This is a genomic window from Haloactinopolyspora sp. (assembly GCF_027324685.1).
GTDB lineage: Bacteria > Actinomycetota > Actinomycetes > Jiangellales > Jiangellaceae > Haloactinopolyspora.
On the sequence record NZ_DAHVSH010000174.1, the window covers coordinates 1 to 15,459 of the forward strand.

At 69.8% G+C, this 15,459-nt stretch carries 13 protein-coding genes; 9 read left to right on the forward strand and 4 right to left on the reverse strand.

The features are described from left to right. The first annotated feature begins 1 nt into the window (after nt 1). From araB to araA, 3 genes are read left to right on the forward strand one after another with little or no spacing between them, the layout of a single operon-like run. Nucleotides 2–1,651 (forward strand): ribulokinase, encoded by a 1,650-nt coding sequence (gene araB / locus M6444_RS18760; protein WP_363326429.1) that lies wholly within the window; start codon nt 2–4, stop codon nt 1,649–1,651. Beyond that, nucleotides 1,648–2,322 (forward strand): L-ribulose-5-phosphate 4-epimerase, encoded by a 675-nt coding sequence (locus tag M6444_RS18765; RefSeq protein WP_298330993.1) that lies wholly within the window; start codon nt 1,648–1,650, stop codon nt 2,320–2,322. The genes araB and M6444_RS18765 overlap by 4 nt, the downstream gene beginning before the upstream one ends. Nucleotides 2,323–2,332: 10 nt before the next feature. Next, a complete protein-coding gene (gene araA / locus M6444_RS18770) occupies nt 2,333–3,841 on the forward strand; it encodes an L-arabinose isomerase (RefSeq protein WP_298330995.1) in 1,509 nt (502 codons plus the stop codon). Nucleotides 3,842–3,847: 6 nt separating this feature from the next. Here the strand turns inward: araA and M6444_RS18775 are convergent, their stop codons facing one another. Beyond that, nucleotides 3,848–4,249 carry a hypothetical protein gene (locus M6444_RS18775; protein ID WP_298330997.1) on the reverse strand — a complete coding sequence of 134 codons (402 nt, stop codon included), beginning with the start codon at nt 4,247–4,249 and terminating at the stop codon, nt 3,848–3,850. Nucleotides 4,250–4,368: 119 nt separating this feature from the next. Here M6444_RS18775 and M6444_RS18780 point away from each other — a divergent pair, with 119 nt between their 5' ends. Then, nucleotides 4,369–5,565, forward strand: coding sequence for an ATP-binding protein (locus M6444_RS18780; RefSeq protein ID WP_298330999.1), 1,197 nt, complete (start codon nt 4,369–4,371; stop codon nt 5,563–5,565). A 113-nt stretch (nt 5,566–5,678) separates the two neighbouring features. Beyond that, the gene (locus tag M6444_RS18785) at nt 5,679–6,314 is read left to right on the forward strand and encodes a LysE family translocator (protein WP_363326430.1); all 636 of its coding nucleotides are present in this window, start codon (nt 5,679–5,681) and stop codon (nt 6,312–6,314) included. Nucleotides 6,315–6,404: 90 nt separating this feature from the next. Here M6444_RS18785 and M6444_RS18790 read toward each other — a convergent pair whose 3' ends face one another. Then, entirely contained in the window at nt 6,405–7,787 is a 1,383-nt protein-coding gene (locus M6444_RS18790) for a globin domain-containing protein (protein ID WP_298331003.1), read from the reverse strand. 423 nt (nt 7,788–8,210) lie between these two features. Between M6444_RS18790 and M6444_RS18795 the strand changes: the two genes are divergently transcribed. Both M6444_RS18795 and M6444_RS18800 read left to right on the forward strand, forming a co-directional pair. After that, entirely contained in the window at nt 8,211–8,663 is a 453-nt protein-coding gene (locus M6444_RS18795; protein ID WP_298331005.1) for an ATP-binding protein, read from the forward strand. Nucleotides 8,664–8,715: 52 nt separating this feature from the next. Next, nucleotides 8,716–9,636, forward strand: a complete 921-nt coding sequence (locus M6444_RS18800; RefSeq protein WP_298331007.1) for a DUF5926 family protein — start codon at nt 8,716–8,718, stop codon at nt 9,634–9,636. A gap of 213 nt (nt 9,637–9,849) precedes the next feature. On the opposite strand, the gene M6444_RS18805 is transcribed toward M6444_RS18800, so the two are convergent. Then, nucleotides 9,850–11,079 carry an arginine deiminase gene (locus tag M6444_RS18805; protein ID WP_298331009.1) on the reverse strand — a complete coding sequence of 410 codons (1,230 nt, stop codon included), beginning with the start codon at nt 11,077–11,079 and terminating at the stop codon, nt 9,850–9,852. 104 nt (nt 11,080–11,183) lie between these two features. Here M6444_RS18805 and M6444_RS18810 point away from each other — a divergent pair, with 104 nt between their 5' ends. Next, nucleotides 11,184–11,942, forward strand: a complete 759-nt coding sequence (locus M6444_RS18810; RefSeq protein WP_298331010.1) for a glycosyltransferase — start codon at nt 11,184–11,186, stop codon at nt 11,940–11,942. A gap of 2 nt (nt 11,943–11,944) precedes the next feature. Here M6444_RS18810 and M6444_RS18815 read toward each other — a convergent pair whose 3' ends face one another. Further along, nucleotides 11,945–14,257 (reverse strand): hypothetical protein, encoded by a 2,313-nt coding sequence (locus M6444_RS18815; RefSeq protein ID WP_298331012.1) that lies wholly within the window; start codon nt 14,255–14,257, stop codon nt 11,945–11,947. A gap of 226 nt (nt 14,258–14,483) precedes the next feature. Here M6444_RS18815 and pheA point away from each other — a divergent pair, with 226 nt between their 5' ends. Continuing rightward, on the forward strand, nt 14,484–15,431 hold the full coding sequence (pheA, locus tag M6444_RS18820; protein ID WP_298331015.1) for a prephenate dehydratase: 948 nt from the start codon (nt 14,484–14,486) through the stop codon (nt 15,429–15,431). Nucleotides 15,432–15,459 lie beyond the last annotated feature (28 nt).

Sequence of the window (15,459 nt, forward strand, 5' to 3'; positions counted from 1 at the left end):
CATCGGCGTCGACTTCGGCACCCTGTCCGGGCGCGCCGTCGTCGTCCGTGTCGCCGACGGCGCCGAACTCGGCAGCGCCGTCCACGATTACCGGCACGGAGTCGTCGACCGCGAGCTCCCCGGCACCGGCGCACCGCTGCCGCCGGACTGGGCGTTACAGGTGCCGTCCGACTACATCGACGTCCTGCGCGCGGCCGTGCCCGAAGCGCTCGCCCGCGCCGGTGTCGACGCGGCGTCGGTCGTGGGCATCGCCACCGACTTCACCGCGTGCACCATGGTGCCGGTCCGCGCCGACGGGACCCCGCTGTGCGAACTGCCGGGCTTCGCGGACCGGCCACACGCCTACGTCAAACTGTGGAAACACCATGCCGCGCAGCCGCACGCCGATCGCATCAACGCGCTCGCCGCAGAGCGCGGCGAACCGTGGCTGGCGCGCTACGGCGGGCTGATCTCCTCGGAATGGGAGTTCGCCAAGGGCCTGCAGCTCTTCGAGGAGGACCCCGAGGTCTATGCCGCCATGGACCGTTGGGTCGAGGCGGCCGACTGGATCGTCTGGCGGTTGTGCGGCACCTACGTCCGCAACGCGTGCACGGCCGGCTACAAGGGGATCCGCCAGGACGGCGCCTACCCGAGCCGCGACTTCCTCGAGGCGCTGAATCCCGGCTTCGCGGACTTCGTCGCCGACAAGCTCGACCAGCCCATCGGCGAGCTCGGTGCGCGTGCCGGCGGGCTTTCGGCCGAGGCCGCGGCATGGACCGGCCTGCCCGAGGGCATCGCCGTCGCCGTCGGCAACGTCGACGCCCACGTCACCGCTCCGGCGGCCCGCGCGGTCGAACCCGGCCAACTCGTCGCGATCATGGGCACGTCGACGTGTCACGTCATGAACAGCGACGTGCTGCGCGAGGTGCCCGGGATGTGCGGTGTCGTGGACGGCGGCATCGTGCCCGGCCTGTGGGGCTACGAAGCCGGGCAGAGCGGCGTCGGCGACATCTTCGCGTGGTTCGCCGAGACCAGCGTGCCGGCGGCGTATTCCGAGGAGGCGCAGCGGCGGGGCCTGTCGATCCACGAGTACCTCACCGAGCTCGCCGCGGCGCAGGAGGTCGGCGCGCACGGGCTGGTCGCGCTGGACTGGCACAGCGGCAACCGCTCGGTGCTGGTCGATCACCAGTTGTCGGGGGTGATCGTCGGCCAGACGCTGGCGACCCGTCCTGAGGACACCTACCGCGCCCTGATCGAGGCGACGGCGTTCGGTACCCGCACCATCATCGAGACGTTCAACCGGGCCGGGGTTCCCGTCAACGAGCTGATCATGGCCGGCGGTCTGCTCAAGAACCAGCTGCTGATGCAGATCTACGCCGACGTCACCGGGCTGCCGCTGAGCACCATCACCTCCGAGCAGGGACCTGCACTCGGCTCGGCGATCCATGCCGCCGTGGCCGCGGGCGCCTACCCGGACATCCACGCCGCCTCGGCGGCGATGGGAAGCGCTCAGCGTGACGTCTACGTTCCCGATCCCCGGCGGGTGAAGGCCTACGACGCGCTCTACGCCGAGTACACCCGCCTGCACGACTACTTCGGCCGAGCCCGTGACGGCGGCAACGACGTGCTGCATCGATTGCACCGGATCCGCACCGAGGCGGTGCAGGCATGAGCTCCGCCACCGAAGCGCTGCGACGCGCCGTCTGCGACCTTCATGCGGAGCTGGTGCGCTACGGCCTGGTCGCCTGGACGTCAGGGAACGTCTCGGCGCGGGTTCCCGGCACCGAACTGTTCGTCATCAAGCCCAGCGGCGTCTCGTACGACGAACTGACGCCAGAGTCGATCGTCGTGTGCGCGCTCGACGGCTCGCTGGTCGAAGGCGAGCACGCACCGTCCAGCGACACCGACGCGCATGCCTACGTCTACCGGCACCGGCCCGAGGTCGGCGGCGTCGTGCACACCCACTCCACCTACGCGACGGCGTGGGCGGCCCGGGGCGAGCCGATACCGTGCGTGCTGACCGCGATGGCCGACGAGTTCGGCGGGGAGATCCCCATCGGACCGTTCGCGCTGATCGGTGACGACTCCATCGGCCGCGGCATCGTCGAGACGCTCGCCGGGCACCGCTCACCGGCGGTACTGATGCAGAACCACGGCGTGTTCACCGTCGGCAAGGATGCCCGCGCCGCGGTGAAGGCCGCGGTCATGTGCGAGGACGTCGCCCGCACCGTGCACATCGCCCGGCAACTCGGCTCGCCGCTGCCGATCCCGCCGGCCGACATCGACCGTCTCTACGACCGGTACCAGAACGTCTACGGCCAGGCACCCGCCCGTGCGCAGTGAGGAGACACCCATGGAATCCGTGTTCGGCGACCGCGAGGTCTGGTTCCTGACGGGGAGCCAAGAACTCTACGGTGACGAGGCGCTTCAGCAGGTGGCGAAGCAGTCGCAGACGATCGCAGCCGCCCTGGACAGCAACTCCGCGGTGCCGGTGCGAATCGTCTGGAAGCCGGTACTGACCTCGTCGGACGCGATCCGGCGTCGCTGCCTCGAGGCGAACAGCTCGGATTCATGCATCGGCGTCGTGGCCTGGATGCACACGTTCTCACCGGCGAAGATGTGGATCGCCGGGCTGTCGGCGCTGGACGTTCCGCTGCTGCACCTGCACACCCAAGCGAACCGGTCGTTGCCGTGGGCCGAGCTCGACATGGACTTCATGAATCTCAATCAGGCCGCTCACGGCGACCGCGAGTTCGGCTATATCCAGTCCAGGCTCGGCGTCCCGCGCACCACCGTGGCGGGGCACGTCGACGACCCGGAGGTCGCCGCGCGGATCGGTTCCTGGTGCCGGGCGGCCGCCGGGCGCGCCGAGATCCGCTCGCTTCGAGTGGCCCGGTTCGGCGACAACATGCGAGACGTCGCCGTCACCGAGGGCGACAAGGTCGAGGCGCAGCGACGGTTCGGCGTGTCGGTCAACACCTATGGCGTGAACGACTTGGTCCAGGTGGTCGACGCCGCGGCCGACACCGAGGTGGACGCGTTGGTGGCCGAGTACGACGATGTCTACGACCTGGTCCCTGAGTTGCGCAAGGACGGCGAGCGCCGCGAGTCGTTGCGCTACGCCGCCCGGATCGAGGCCGGCCTGCGCCGTTTCCTGACCGACGGCGGTTTCGGCGCCTTCACCACCAACTTCGAGGACCTCGGCGGGCTTCGTCAACTGCCCGGCCTGGCCGTACAACGCCTGATGGCCGACGGCTACGGCTTCGGCGGCGAGGGCGACTGGAAGACGTCGGTCTTGCTGCGGACCATGAAGACGATGGCGGCCGGCCTACCGGGCGGCACGTCGTTCATGGAGGACTACACCTATCACTTCGGCCCGGGCGAGCCGAAGATTCTCGGTGCTCACATGCTGGAGGTCTGCCCGTCGATCGCGGCCGGCACGCCGTCGGGAGAGATCCACCCGCTGAGTATCGGCAATCGCGAGGATCCGGTCCGGCTGGTCTTCGACGCCGCCCCTGGACCGGCCGTCGTCGTCGGGATAGCCGACGTCGGCGACCGGTTCCGGCTGGTCGCCAATGAGATCGACGTGGTGGAGCCGGACGAGCCCCTGCCCCGGCTGCCCGTTGCCCGCGCGGTGTGGAAGCCGCGGCCGAGCCTGTCCACGTCCGCCGAGGCCTGGCTCACCGCCGGCGGCCCGCATCACACCGTGCTGTCCGGTGCCGTCGGCGTGGCCGAGCTGACCGCGTTCGCTGAGATGGTCCGTACCGAGTTGCTCGTCATCGACGAGACGACGACCACCCGGCAGTTCGCGAAGGAGATCCGCTGGAACCAGGCCTATCACCGGCTCGCGGACGGGCTGTAAGGCCCGTCAGTCGTCGGCGGCCAGGTGCAACAGCGCCTTGCCGTACGCCTCCTCGGCATCGTCGCCGACGACCACGTGGCGTCGCCCGGCGATGTCGAGGGTGACGCGATAAGCCTCGCCGTCGCGGTTGAGCTCGACGAAGGCGCCGCCGAGCAGCTCGCGTAGCTGCGTCTCGCTCGGTAGCCACAGCGCGCTGTCCTTCTCGATGCTGTCCAGGGCCCACTCAACCGTGCCGTTGAAGCCCAGGACCCGGCCGTCGGGAAAGTCGTGGACGTCGACGACCATGTGGCTCACGACGAACACCTCGTCGTCCATGCCGCGGTCGGGCAGGACGAACCGGTCGCCGGGCTCGGGATCCCACCGCAGACCGGCCTCGCGAAGCTTCCGAGCCAATTCGATGGTGAGCATCGTTCCATTGTGACGTGCCGACGCCACCTACTTCCGGGACGAGCTTCCGTCGCGACACGCGTATGACATTGTCTAGCGAAATCTACGATTCCAGCTAGACGACGCCATAGAGTCCGATCATGGATCCGGTCCGTAACCCGTACGCACCTGGAGCCGGGCAGCGTCCGCCAGAGCTCGCCGGCCGCGACCGCGAGCTCGGGCAATTCGACGTCGTCCTCGAACGCATCGCGCGAGGACGGCCCGAGCGGTCCCTGGTGTTGACCGGCTTACGGGGCGTCGGGAAGACCGTGCTGCTCAACGCCCTACGCTCGCAAGCGATCGGCAGGATGTGGGGCACCGGGAAGATCGAGGCCCGGCCCGACCAGTCGCTGCGCCGCCCGCTGGCCGGGGCGCTGCACATGGCGGTGCGCGAGCTCTCGCCCCGCCACCGCGATCCCGCGCGCGTCGACGCCTTCCTCGGTGTGCTCAAGGCGTTCGCGCTGCGGGCGGCGGACAACGGGACCAAGCTGCGCGACCGTTGGCAGCCGGGAATCGACGTTCCGGCGGCAACAGGTCGCGCCGACACCGGCGACATCGAAGTCGATCTGGTCGAGCTGCTCGTCGACGCCGCCGGGGTGGCGCTGGACGTCGGGGTCGGCATCGCCGTGTTCGTCGACGAGATGCAGGACGTCCCGCCGGCCGACGTCTCAGCGCTGTGCGCGGCCTGCCATGAGTTGTCCCAGCAGGGGCTGCCGCTGGTGGTCGTCGGGGCGGGCCTCCCGCACCTACCGGCGGTGTTGTCGGCGTCCAAGTCGTACTCCGAGCGACTGTTCCGCTACGTCCGCATCGACAAGCTGGACCGCGAGGCCGCCGACCTGGCCCTGGTGTCGCCGGCCGCCGAGGAAGACGTCAGTTACGACCCCGCCGCCCTCGACGCTCTCTACGAGATCACCGAGGGGTACCCGTACTTCGTGCAGGCCTACGGCAAGGTCACGTGGGACCACGCGCCCACCGACCCGATCAGTGCCGACGACGTCCGGGTCGCAGCGCCGGAAGCCCAAGCCGAACTCGCCGTCGGGTTCTTCGGCTCGCGCTACGAGCGGGCCACGCCGGCCGAACGCGACTACTTGCGCGCCATGGCCGCCCTGTCCGACGAGACGGATGGCGCGGTGCCGACGTCGGACGTGGCGACCTACCTGGGCCGTAAGCCCTCGTCGCTGTCGCCGTCGCGCGACTCACTGATCAAGAAGGGGCTGGTGTACTCAGCCGAACGCGGCACCATCGCGTTCACTGTCCCGCACTTCGGCATCTATCTGCGTAAGCACGCCACGACGTGACACACCACGGTGCGGGAATGTCGCCGTAGCCGCGCCGGTTGTCCGATTCGCCAGATCGCGACGCGGAAGGGGACATCGATGAGCAGCACCACCACGCCGGTTCGGAGGCTTCGGTGGTGACGGCAGGCGCGGTCGCCGGCGTCGCGGTGATCGCCTTCGGCCTGGTCATCACCCCGGGTCCGAACCTGATGTATCTGGTGTCCCGGTCCATCAGCCAGGGCCCGGCCGCGGGCTTCACCTCACTGGCCGGCGTCATCGTGGGCTTGCTGTGCTACGTCGCCGCCACCGCTGCCGGACTGGCGGTTCTGTTCGCCGCAGTTCCAGAGCTGTTCCTGGCGGTGAAGATCGCCGGAGCGCTCTACCTGCTGTGGCTGGCCTGGGGCATCGTCCGCGGTGGCCGCCGGGTCTTCGGTTCCGGAGAGCTTCCGAACCACTCGCCGCGCCGGTTGTTCAACATGGGGCTGGCCACCTGCCTGCTCAACCCGAAGGTCGCGCTCATGTACGCGGCGCTGCTACCGCAGTTCGTTGATCCCGGCCGCGGCCTCCCGAGTGTGCAGATCATGCTGCTCGGACTGGTCCAGGTCGCCGTGGCCGCGACTGTGAACGCCCTGTGGGTCCTGCTGGCCGCGACCGCCAAGAGCCTGTTCAACCGCAGCGAGCTCGCTGACCGAGTGGCACGTTGGGTGACCGGCAGCCTGCTCGGCGGTTTCGCCGTTCACCTGGGGCTCAGCCAGCCGACACACGCGTGACGGCCGCGCTAGGACGGGACCGAGCCGCTGTCTCCACCTCTCTAGCGGAATCTAGTTCTGATCCTAGAGTTCGCTAGACGCGGCGATAGATCACCAGAGTCCGTAGTCGTCGTGGACGATCTGCTCGTCGGGCACTCCTTGGGCGCGCAGCCGTTCGAGGCTCGTGGAGACCATCGAACTGGGACCTGCGACGTAGACGCGGTGTTTCCGCCAGTCGCCATAGGCCGCCACGATGTTGCCCATCAAGTCGGGGCTGCGGTCGGTCGGGCCATCGGGCGAGACCACCGGCACGACGGTCAATCGGCGATAACGCACGCCGATGGACTCCAGGTGTGGCAACGCGTACAGGTGGTCGCGGTCGCGACCGGCGTAGAACACGTGCACCCGGCGGCCGTCCTGGCGCTGCTCGAGCTCTTGGAGCGTGGCCAGCACCGGCGCGATACCGGTGCCACCGGCGATGCAGAGCAGGTCGTTCTCGGAGCGCGGGCTGGCGATGTCGTCCCCCTGCGGCGCACCGAGGTGCAGGATGTCGCCGGGTTCGGTACGCCAGACCAGCGCGCTGCTGACCCAGCCGGCGCCGACCGAGCGCACGTGGAACTCGACCAGTCCGTCATCGCGCGGCGCTGAGGCCATGGAGTACGCCCGCCAGATCTTCGGCCGTCGCGGCGACGTGATGGAGGCATATTGGCCCGGGCGGTAGGGGAAGTCGGTGTGCGGGCGGACCTGAATGATCGCGAGCTCGTCGAGGATCCGGCGGTGATAGACCACCTCGGCGTCCCACCACGGCGGCGAGATGACGGCATCACGGGCCGCAGCGCTGGACATCGCCATCGCCACGGCGTCGTACGCCTCGATCCAGGCCTGCTCGTGCCTCGGCTGCCACTTGTCGCCGAGCATGTTGCGCAGCGCCAGGATCAGCGCGGTTCCCAGCGGTGCGTAGTGCTGGTCGATGACGCCGAACTTGCGATGATCGCGGCCGAGACCCTCGAGGTAGGGCACGAGCTCGTCGCGGTTGTCGGCGGTGCCGACGATACGCACCAGAGCACCGAGCAGACGCGAGCGCTGCACCTCCATGCTGGGCCCGAACAGCTCCCGGGCCTCGGGAGCCAGCGCGAAGAAGCGGCCGTAGAAATCGACGCCGAGCTCGTCCAGGCGGTCGCCGACCATGGCCAGCGTCTCCCGTAGCGCTTCGGTGTCGAAGCCCATCGAGCGCACTTGTGGTTCGGCGCTCGCCCGCGCATGGTCCGCGGCAGCACGCCGCGTGGCATGGGCGTCGGCCGCATGGCGGTGGACGTTCTCAGTGTCTCGTTCGCCGTACAATTCGTGGACCTCCGCCACCCGGTCGTCCCCACGCATCGGCTCCTCAGTGTCCACCTGAACCTGATCGACGCCGAACCAGGCGGCGTCGTCCTCGCCGTCACGCGACTCCCCGTCAAACGAAGCGCCGGCGTCGAATCCGGCCGCATCGATCACCGCGTCGCCTGTGGCGCCCCCCGTGCGCCCACCTTTCGGCCCGCGTCGTCCCGAAGACCGGGTGTGAGTCCACATCGTCATCCTCTCCGCCCCGGCCCTAACTTAGCGTTCCGCCGGCAACTTCGACACGGAAGGAAGAGGCACGGACGGACATAACAGCGCGAGGAGGGCATCGCCACCGACGCCGTATGCGTCGCCCAGCTGCGCGTGCATCTGCATAACCCCTGGTTACCTAGGGTGACGATGAACCCGATCGGCCTGCGACTACGTTGATGACGCAGCGTGAGAAATGACAGAATCACATCTCAACATGTGGACTATACGTCGCCGGGCATGGTTCACTGGCGAAAGGTTTGGCGATGCTCGTGAGTGGGCACCACTTCACAGCGGGTGTGCGTGCGTTCGGCGGAAGGAGTGCGACCAGTGGGCCGAGTGGTGGCCGCGAAACGTGAGGCTCGAACCGACCACGTTCGAGCCATCGAGCTGACCAGCGCGGTCAGCAGCGTGCCGCACGCGCGCCATGTGGTCGCCGACGACCTCAAGCACAGCGGTCTGCCCGCATCGGTCATCGAGAACGCGCTGATCGTGGTGACCGAACTCGTCACCAACGCGATCCTGCACGCGCAGCCGATCCGCTCCGGCGATCTGCCACCGGCCGTGGGCTTGAAGTGGACCGTCGTGGACGATCGCATCATGATCAATGTCACCGACGGTGGCGGTCCGGAGCGTCCGCAGTTGCGCCAGCCCGGTTCGGCAGACGATGACGGGCGTGGGCTGTCCATCGTCGATGCCGTGGCGCTCGAGTGGGGCGTCGATTCCGAACCTGGCCGGGTCAGCGTGCACGCGCTCGTCGGCCCGTGGAACCCGTCGCCTTGAAGTCGACGGTCCGTACTGACCAGGTGGCGGCGACCCGATACGCTCGCCAGTTGTGACTGCGAGTACTGAGGTCCCTGAAGTCGGCCCGCGGCAGCCGTGTCCCTGCGGCTCCGGCAAGCGCTACAAGGTCTGTCACGGCAAGCGCGCCCGCGATGCCGGACGGCACTACGTCGCGCGTCCCTTCGCCGGCCTACCCGGCGAATGCGACTGGGTGGCCATGCGCGAGATCGTCTCCGCGGCCACCGCGACGATTTCCCTGACCGGCGAACATGCCGACCGAAGCGTCGTCGTGTGCACCCTGCTGCCGGGGGCGGCGCCGGCGTTGGTTCGTGACAACGGTGAGATCCTGCTCGCCTTGCAGACCGTGGCCGCCAGTGGCGATCCCGCCGCCGATTTGGGGCACGTCCTCACGACCGCGTTGGCCGCCGAGCCCGGCGGCCCGGTCGACCCCGGGCCGCGGCCACCTGAGGCGCCGCGGCTGCACGATCTGATCGATCTCGACGCCGATTTCGACGTGACCGTTCACGACGGTTTCGACTACTGGCTCGACCCGGAGTCGACACCACCGGTAGAGGTCCGCTCGGCGCTCGACGAAGCCAACTCCGCCATCGTCCCGGCGGCCCGGCTGACCTCGGTGACCGCCGCGTACTGGTGCAGCCTCGGCGACCGCGACCAGGTGCGATGGGTGCTTCCCCATGACGAGGAGCCGCTGCTGGACGGATTGGCCCGGCTGCGCGCTGCCGGCGCCGACAACCTCGGCGAGGGAACCCGGCTGCTGGGCACGTTCCGCACGAACGGCGTGCTCGTCCCGGTATGGGATCTGGTCGACGGCACGCCCGCGGCCGACGTGGAGGAGCCGGCTGCCGCGTTCGGCGAGCGGCTGACCGCGGCGGTGGCCGACAGCACCCCCCTCGACCGTGACCAGCGTCGCGCCCGCTCAGGGCTGGCCAACCGCCAGGTGACCATCCGCTGACATCGCCGCCCTGGCGGTACCGCCGGGTGCTCGCGCTCCGGACACGAGAGCCCGCACGCGAAAGACCCCGACCGCTCACGACGGGGGAACATGAGCGATCGGGGTCTTGATCCAGACTACTAGCGATTCGCGCCAGAAGAACGACAGAATGAGAACTTCTTTGTTTTCATGACGTTACGGTCTGGTCTCAACCGGAAGCTGCGGCCCCGTCCGTCACGCGTCCGGGCGATTTTCGCCGCCGGATCGACTCGATTCGCGTCGAATCGGACACGACATGCATCGCGGCCCTCCGCGCCCGGAACCCACCTCGCTCCCGGCGATGCGCACCACCTCGATACCGGCGTCCTCGAGCTGTGCGTTGGTCTCGATGTTGCGCTCGTAGGCCACGGCCAGTCGGGGTCCGATGGCCAGCGTGTTGTTGCCGTCGTCCCACTGCTCCCGCTCGGCGGTCACCGGGTCGAGCCCGGTTTCGATCATGCGCAGCGCATCGATCCCCATGGCCTTGGCCGCGGCCTCCAGGAAGGGCGCCGGCTGGTCGACGACGATGTCGTCGTCGTCCCACCGCACGGGCAGCGCAGTCAGCTCGTCAGCCACGTTGGGGTACATGAGGATCGCGTCTTCGTCCACCATCGTGCACACGGTGTCCAGGTGCATCGTCGCGCGGTCCTGCGCGATCGGCACGGCCAGCACGGTGTGGGCCAGTCCTCGACTCAGCACGTTGCGGGCCAGCCGTTCCACACCGGCCGGTGTGGTCCGCTCGCCGGTGCCGACCGCGACCACCCCCTGCCCGAGCAACAGCACATCGCCGCCTTCGAGGCTCTCCAACTCCGGCCCGTACACCCGCTCGACGCCGGCGAAGCGCGGATGATGGCGGTAGATGGCCGACGTCAGGCTGGTCTCACGCTTGCGAGCGGCCATCGCCAGGCTGGTCACTGCCACCCGGTCGCCGATCCACAGCGCGGAGTCGCGGGTGAACAGCAGGTTCGGCAGCGGGTCCACGACGAAGTCGTGCTGGTCGGTCAGGCCGTAGACGAGCCCCCGGCCGCCGCTGAGTTCCTCCGGCGCGATACCGGCCACGAGGACCTGGGCGAGGTCCTCCGGGTGCAGCGCGTCCAGATGCGCGCGCAGCACCGCCCGAAGGGTGTCGCCATGCCGCGGGTCCGCCAGCACGGCGTCGATACACTCGCGCCGGGCCGGCTCGATGGCGAGCGCCTCGATGAGCAGGTCGACGAGGTAGATCACTTCAACGCCGTGCTGGCGCAGAACCTCGGCGAAGGCATCGTGCTCGTCCTGCGCGCGACCGACCCACGGGATGCCGTCGAACAGGAGAGTGTCGTTGTTGCGCGGCGTCAGCCGCTTCAGCTCAGCCCCCGGCCGGTGCAACAGGACCGTACGCAGGCGGCCTACTTCGTTGTCGACGGTCCCCACCGGGTCCGTACTCATCGAGGTCATCATCGCTGCTGAGGTTACGCCAACCCGAGCAGTGGCAACATGGACCATCAGGCGTGGCCGTCACCACCGTCCCGGCGCTTCTAAGCTAGGCGGTCATGACCAACCACGAGGCGCACGTCCAGGGTGTCGCAGCCATCATTCCGGCCAAGGACGAACAGCAACGCATCGCTGCGACGGTGACAGCCACGGCGTCCCTGGCCGAGGTCGACCTCGTCGTCGTGGTGGATGACGGCTCCACCGACCGCACCTCGCCGGCGGCGGCCGAAGCCGGCGCCGTCGTCGTGGGGCATTCCCGCAACCGGGGCAAGGCTGCGGCGATGGAGACCGGGGCGACGGCCGTGGCCGCCATGGAGGCCCGCGAGAGCGACCGCATGGCGCCGCGCGCGCTGCTCTTTCTCGACGCAGATCTGGAAGACACCGCCGCCAACGCGGGACCGTTGACGACTCCGGTGACCAGCGGCGAGGCCGACATGACGATCGCCGTGCTGCCGACGCAGCGGACCGCGGGGGGCGGGCGTGGCCTGGTGGTCGACCTGGCCCGCAACGGCATCGAACGCGCGACGGGCTGGCGCCCCACCCAGCCGCTGTCCGGTCAGCGCTGCCTCACGCGCGCCGCGTTCCAGGCGGCGCTGCCGCTGGCACCGGGTTTCGGCGTGGAGACGGCGTTGACGATCGACCTGCTGCGGCAGGGCATGCGGGTCGTGGAGGTGGAGGTGGAGTTCCACCACCGAGTGACCGGCACCGACCTGGCCGCTCAACTCCACCGTGCCCGCCAGTACGCCCATGTCCTGCGGGCGCTCGCGGCGCGGGGCATCCCGCCGTCGCTGCCGGCCCGCCTGCGCCGCACCCGCTGAAGCTAGGGGCCGGAACGACTGACCAGTTCAGGATCTTCGACAGGTATCGGCGCGGCACGCTGTGCGGCCGCGACCGCGGTGACAACGAGTGGCACGCCCACGGTGAGCAGCAGCGCCGGCACGATGATGCCGGAATCGTTGGCGGCGAACCCGGCGGCGCCGGTGAGCAACGCCGACCACACCATGTAGGGCATCAGTGGCCAGCCGCGGATCGTCAGCCGGACCCCGGCGACGTCGGAGCGCATCAACCAGAGGATGACCAGGTAGGCGATCGGCACGATCCACCCGTAGCTCGGCCAGCGCGACAACGTGCCGATCGAAGCCTCGGCCTTGCGCAGGATGACCGTCATCGCTTGGCCGGAGAGCACATCGGCGAAGAAGCTGCCGAAATGCGTGCGCGATCCCGGCGGACGCAGCCAGTCGAGCCAGGCGAAGGCGAAGAACAAGACGGTGGCCCCGAACCCGGCCAGGGCGATGCGCAGGACCGTGACGCGGGTCCCGAGCGTGCCCATGACCAGGACGGCGAAGCCGGGAATCGCGGCGAGAATGCCGCCGACGTCGGCGCCGGCTTGCGGCGCGCCGTCGACCACGACGGCGACCAGACCGACCGCCGCGACGGCGACGGCGGCGACCCGGCGGCTGTGCCCTCGATCGATGAGCCACTGGCCCAGCGCCGCCGCAGCCACCAGGCTCGCCACCACGAAGATCGCGAACGGGATGTTGCCGAATCCGTAGAAGCGCCCGGCGACCAGCGGCGACAGACCCAGCAGGCTGCTCTGCTGCAGTGTGGAGCCGCTGGCGACGTCCACGGCCAGCACCGTCGCGGTCACCCCGGCGACGACACCCGGCGGGCCATACAGCCGGCGCCGCCACGGCCCGGCCAGCGCGACGACGGTCAGCGCGAGGGTGAAGGCGACGATGGAGGCCCACAGCACGGCGCTCGGCTGATCCTGTCGCCACCACCGGCTGAGATTGGCCAGGTACGACGCCACCGGCGCGGCAGCGGCGGCCAGCGCCACGACCTGGACCACGCGCAAGATCGCCGGCCTGCTGCCATCGCCGCGGCGACGCAACAGCAGGAGTGCGCCCAGCGCGATCACCAGGTGCCCGATGCCCAGGATCTGGAAGAACGGCCCGGACTGGGTCCGGTAGATGTCAGCGCCCCGGTCGACGCCGACGAGCGCCGTGATGGTCTCTTCCGACGTGCCCGGGTGCGCCCCCGCGGTGGTCCAGGGCCGGCCGGAGAAGTCCTGGGACGGATCCTGCGCCCCGGCGTAGGCGAGCAACGTCGGAGCCACGTCGGTGAGCTGGACGAGCCCCTTCCAATGTGTCGACGACGACGTGAGCCATTCGGCTCCGAACTCGCCGCCACCGACCTGCGGACCGGCGGCGATCGCGGCGCGCAACCCCGCGGGCGGGACCGGGTTGGGCTCGTCGGGCAGGGGTACGGCCGTGGCCGAGCTGTCGGCCAACCCGGCGATCAGGACGGCGGTGTCGGCTGGGAGCTCGGCGACGATGTCAGCGACCAGCCGGTCGATGCCTCGGGCGACCTGCCGACGAGACTCTCGCTGCTCCTGCTCCTCGGCTTCCTCACTTCCGGCCGGCGCCGGCGGCGGCAACCCGCCGAGGTCGACGACGGTGACGGGACACTCGCTCAGCAGCGACCGGTCCACGCCCGAGCTGAGCGGCCGGTACGAACTCACGTGCCCGGTGGAGTCGGCCAGCGCCATCGCCGCTCCCGGCCCGACCGCGGTGGCGCACGAGCCGGTCTCGGCGATCCGGTCGCCGAGCAGGCCGATCTGGGCGTTGTACGAGTTCTCGTCCTGCTGCTGTTGCAGGGCCCGCCAGCCAGGTACCACGACGCCGCCGCCTTCGGTCGCGGTCGGGTCGGGTGGGCGGCGGCAGAACCGGTCGTTCTCGTTGTCGGCGTCGGTGTCCTGAAGGTCGGTGGCCCGGCTCCCGGCGCTGACGGTGAGCCAGCCGTCGACCACACAGGTGCGTGAGCGCACCGTACGCACGGTCAACGACGCCGCAGCCTGCGAACCGGTCATGTCATGCAGCGTCGGCATGTCCTCGGCTGTGACGTCGGGCCATTCGAGTCCGGCGATGCCGATGAGCACCACGCCGGGCTGGGATGTCCCGTCGTCCTCGGGCGTGCCGGCCGCGTGAGCCGACGGCGCGCTCACGCCCATGGTGGACAGGACGACCGCGGTCAGGCTCGCCGCGACGAAGATCAGGCGCGCGAAGACCCGGCTCGCGCCCGCCGGAAGCGGCCGGGAGCCTGCGCTGTCGCGGTGGGCCCGATCTGCGTGCATCAACGTTGACGGTATCCGGATCGATCGCATCGGCATGCGGCGACGGTTCGAATTGTGGCCAGGCTGTCACACTCCACGGGCGCCACCAGCGCCGACCGTCGTTCCGGCACCGGTGGCACCCCGTTCGACCGGTACATCATCGCAGTGGCGCGCAGTGGTCGGCATCGTCACACCCCGATCCGCACATCTGCCATGGGTGGACCGGTGAGCCGCTAGGCTTGCGATGGTGACCGCAGACCGAACTCCGACGTACGGGTACCTGGGACCCGAAGCGACATTCACCGAGGCGGCAGCGCTGCGTATGCCTGCTGTCGCCGGCGCGCGCCTCGTGCCGTGCGCCACGGTGCACGCCGCCTTCACCGCGGTGCGCGCTGGTGACCTCGCCGGAGCGGTCGTGCCGCTCGAGAACTCCGTCGAGGGATCGGTCAACGCGACCCTGGACGAGTTGATCCGTGGCGAGCCGCTGTACGTGACGGCCGAGGTGCTGTTGCCGGTGACGTTCACGCTGCTCGTCCGGCCGGGAACCGACCTCGCCGACATCCGCAGGATCGTCACGCACCCGGTGGCCGAGGCGCAGTGCCGGACGTGGATCGCCGCCAAACTGCCCGAGGCGACGGTCGACCTCGGTTCGTCCACGGCGGCCGCAGCCGAAGCCGTCGCCGCACGCAAGCCCGGCCCGCACGGCGAGCCCTACGACGCCGCCATCGCCGCGCCGCTGGCCGGCGAGCGCTACGGCCTCGAGGCCGTGGCGACGGACATCGGCGAGGACTCCGACGCGCTGACCCGATTCGTCCTGGTCACGCCGCCGCGAACGCCCGGCATGCCCACGGGGTCGGACAAGTCGAGCCTGGTCGCCTACATCCGTGACGACCACCCCGGCGCCTTGTTGGAGATTCTCGAGCAGTTCGCGACCCGAGGCGTCAACCTCAGTCGCATCGAGTCGCGCCCCACCGGCAACGGCATGGGCCGGTACTGCTTCGCCATCGACGTGGAGGGGCACGTCGCCGATGCCCGCGTCGGCGAGGCCATGATGGGGCTGCGCCGCATCTGCGCGAACGTCCGTTTCCTGGGCTCGTACCCCCGCGCGGACGGCGTGCATCCCCCGGTGCGGCCCGGCACGTCCAACGCCGACTTCCGCGATGCCGCCGCCTGGCTCGACGAACTACGCGGCTGACCCTGCCCCGCCCCCTCTTGAATGATCA

Excerpts from the sequence above, each read along its gene's own strand:
- M6444_RS18765 (WP_298330993.1), top strand. The coding sequence starts at position 1,648 with ATGAGCTCCGCCACCGAAGCGCTGCGACGCGCCGTCTGCGACCTTCAT.
- araA (WP_298330995.1), top strand. The coding sequence starts at position 2,333 with ATGGAATCCGTGTTCGGCGACCGCGAGGTCTGGTTCCTGACGGGGAGC.
- M6444_RS18775 (WP_298330997.1), bottom strand. The coding sequence starts at position 4,249 with ATGCTCACCATCGAATTGGCTCGGAAGCTTCGCGAGGCCGGTCTGCGG.
- M6444_RS18780 (WP_298330999.1), top strand. The coding sequence starts at position 4,369 with ATGGATCCGGTCCGTAACCCGTACGCACCTGGAGCCGGGCAGCGTCCG.
- M6444_RS18805 (WP_298331009.1), bottom strand. The coding sequence starts at position 11,079 with ATGAGTACGGACCCGGTGGGGACCGTCGACAACGAAGTAGGCCGCCTG.
- M6444_RS18810 (WP_298331010.1), top strand. The coding sequence starts at position 11,184 with ATGACCAACCACGAGGCGCACGTCCAGGGTGTCGCAGCCATCATTCCG.
- M6444_RS18815 (WP_298331012.1), bottom strand. The coding sequence starts at position 14,257 with ATGCACGCAGATCGGGCCCACCGCGACAGCGCAGGCTCCCGGCCGCTT.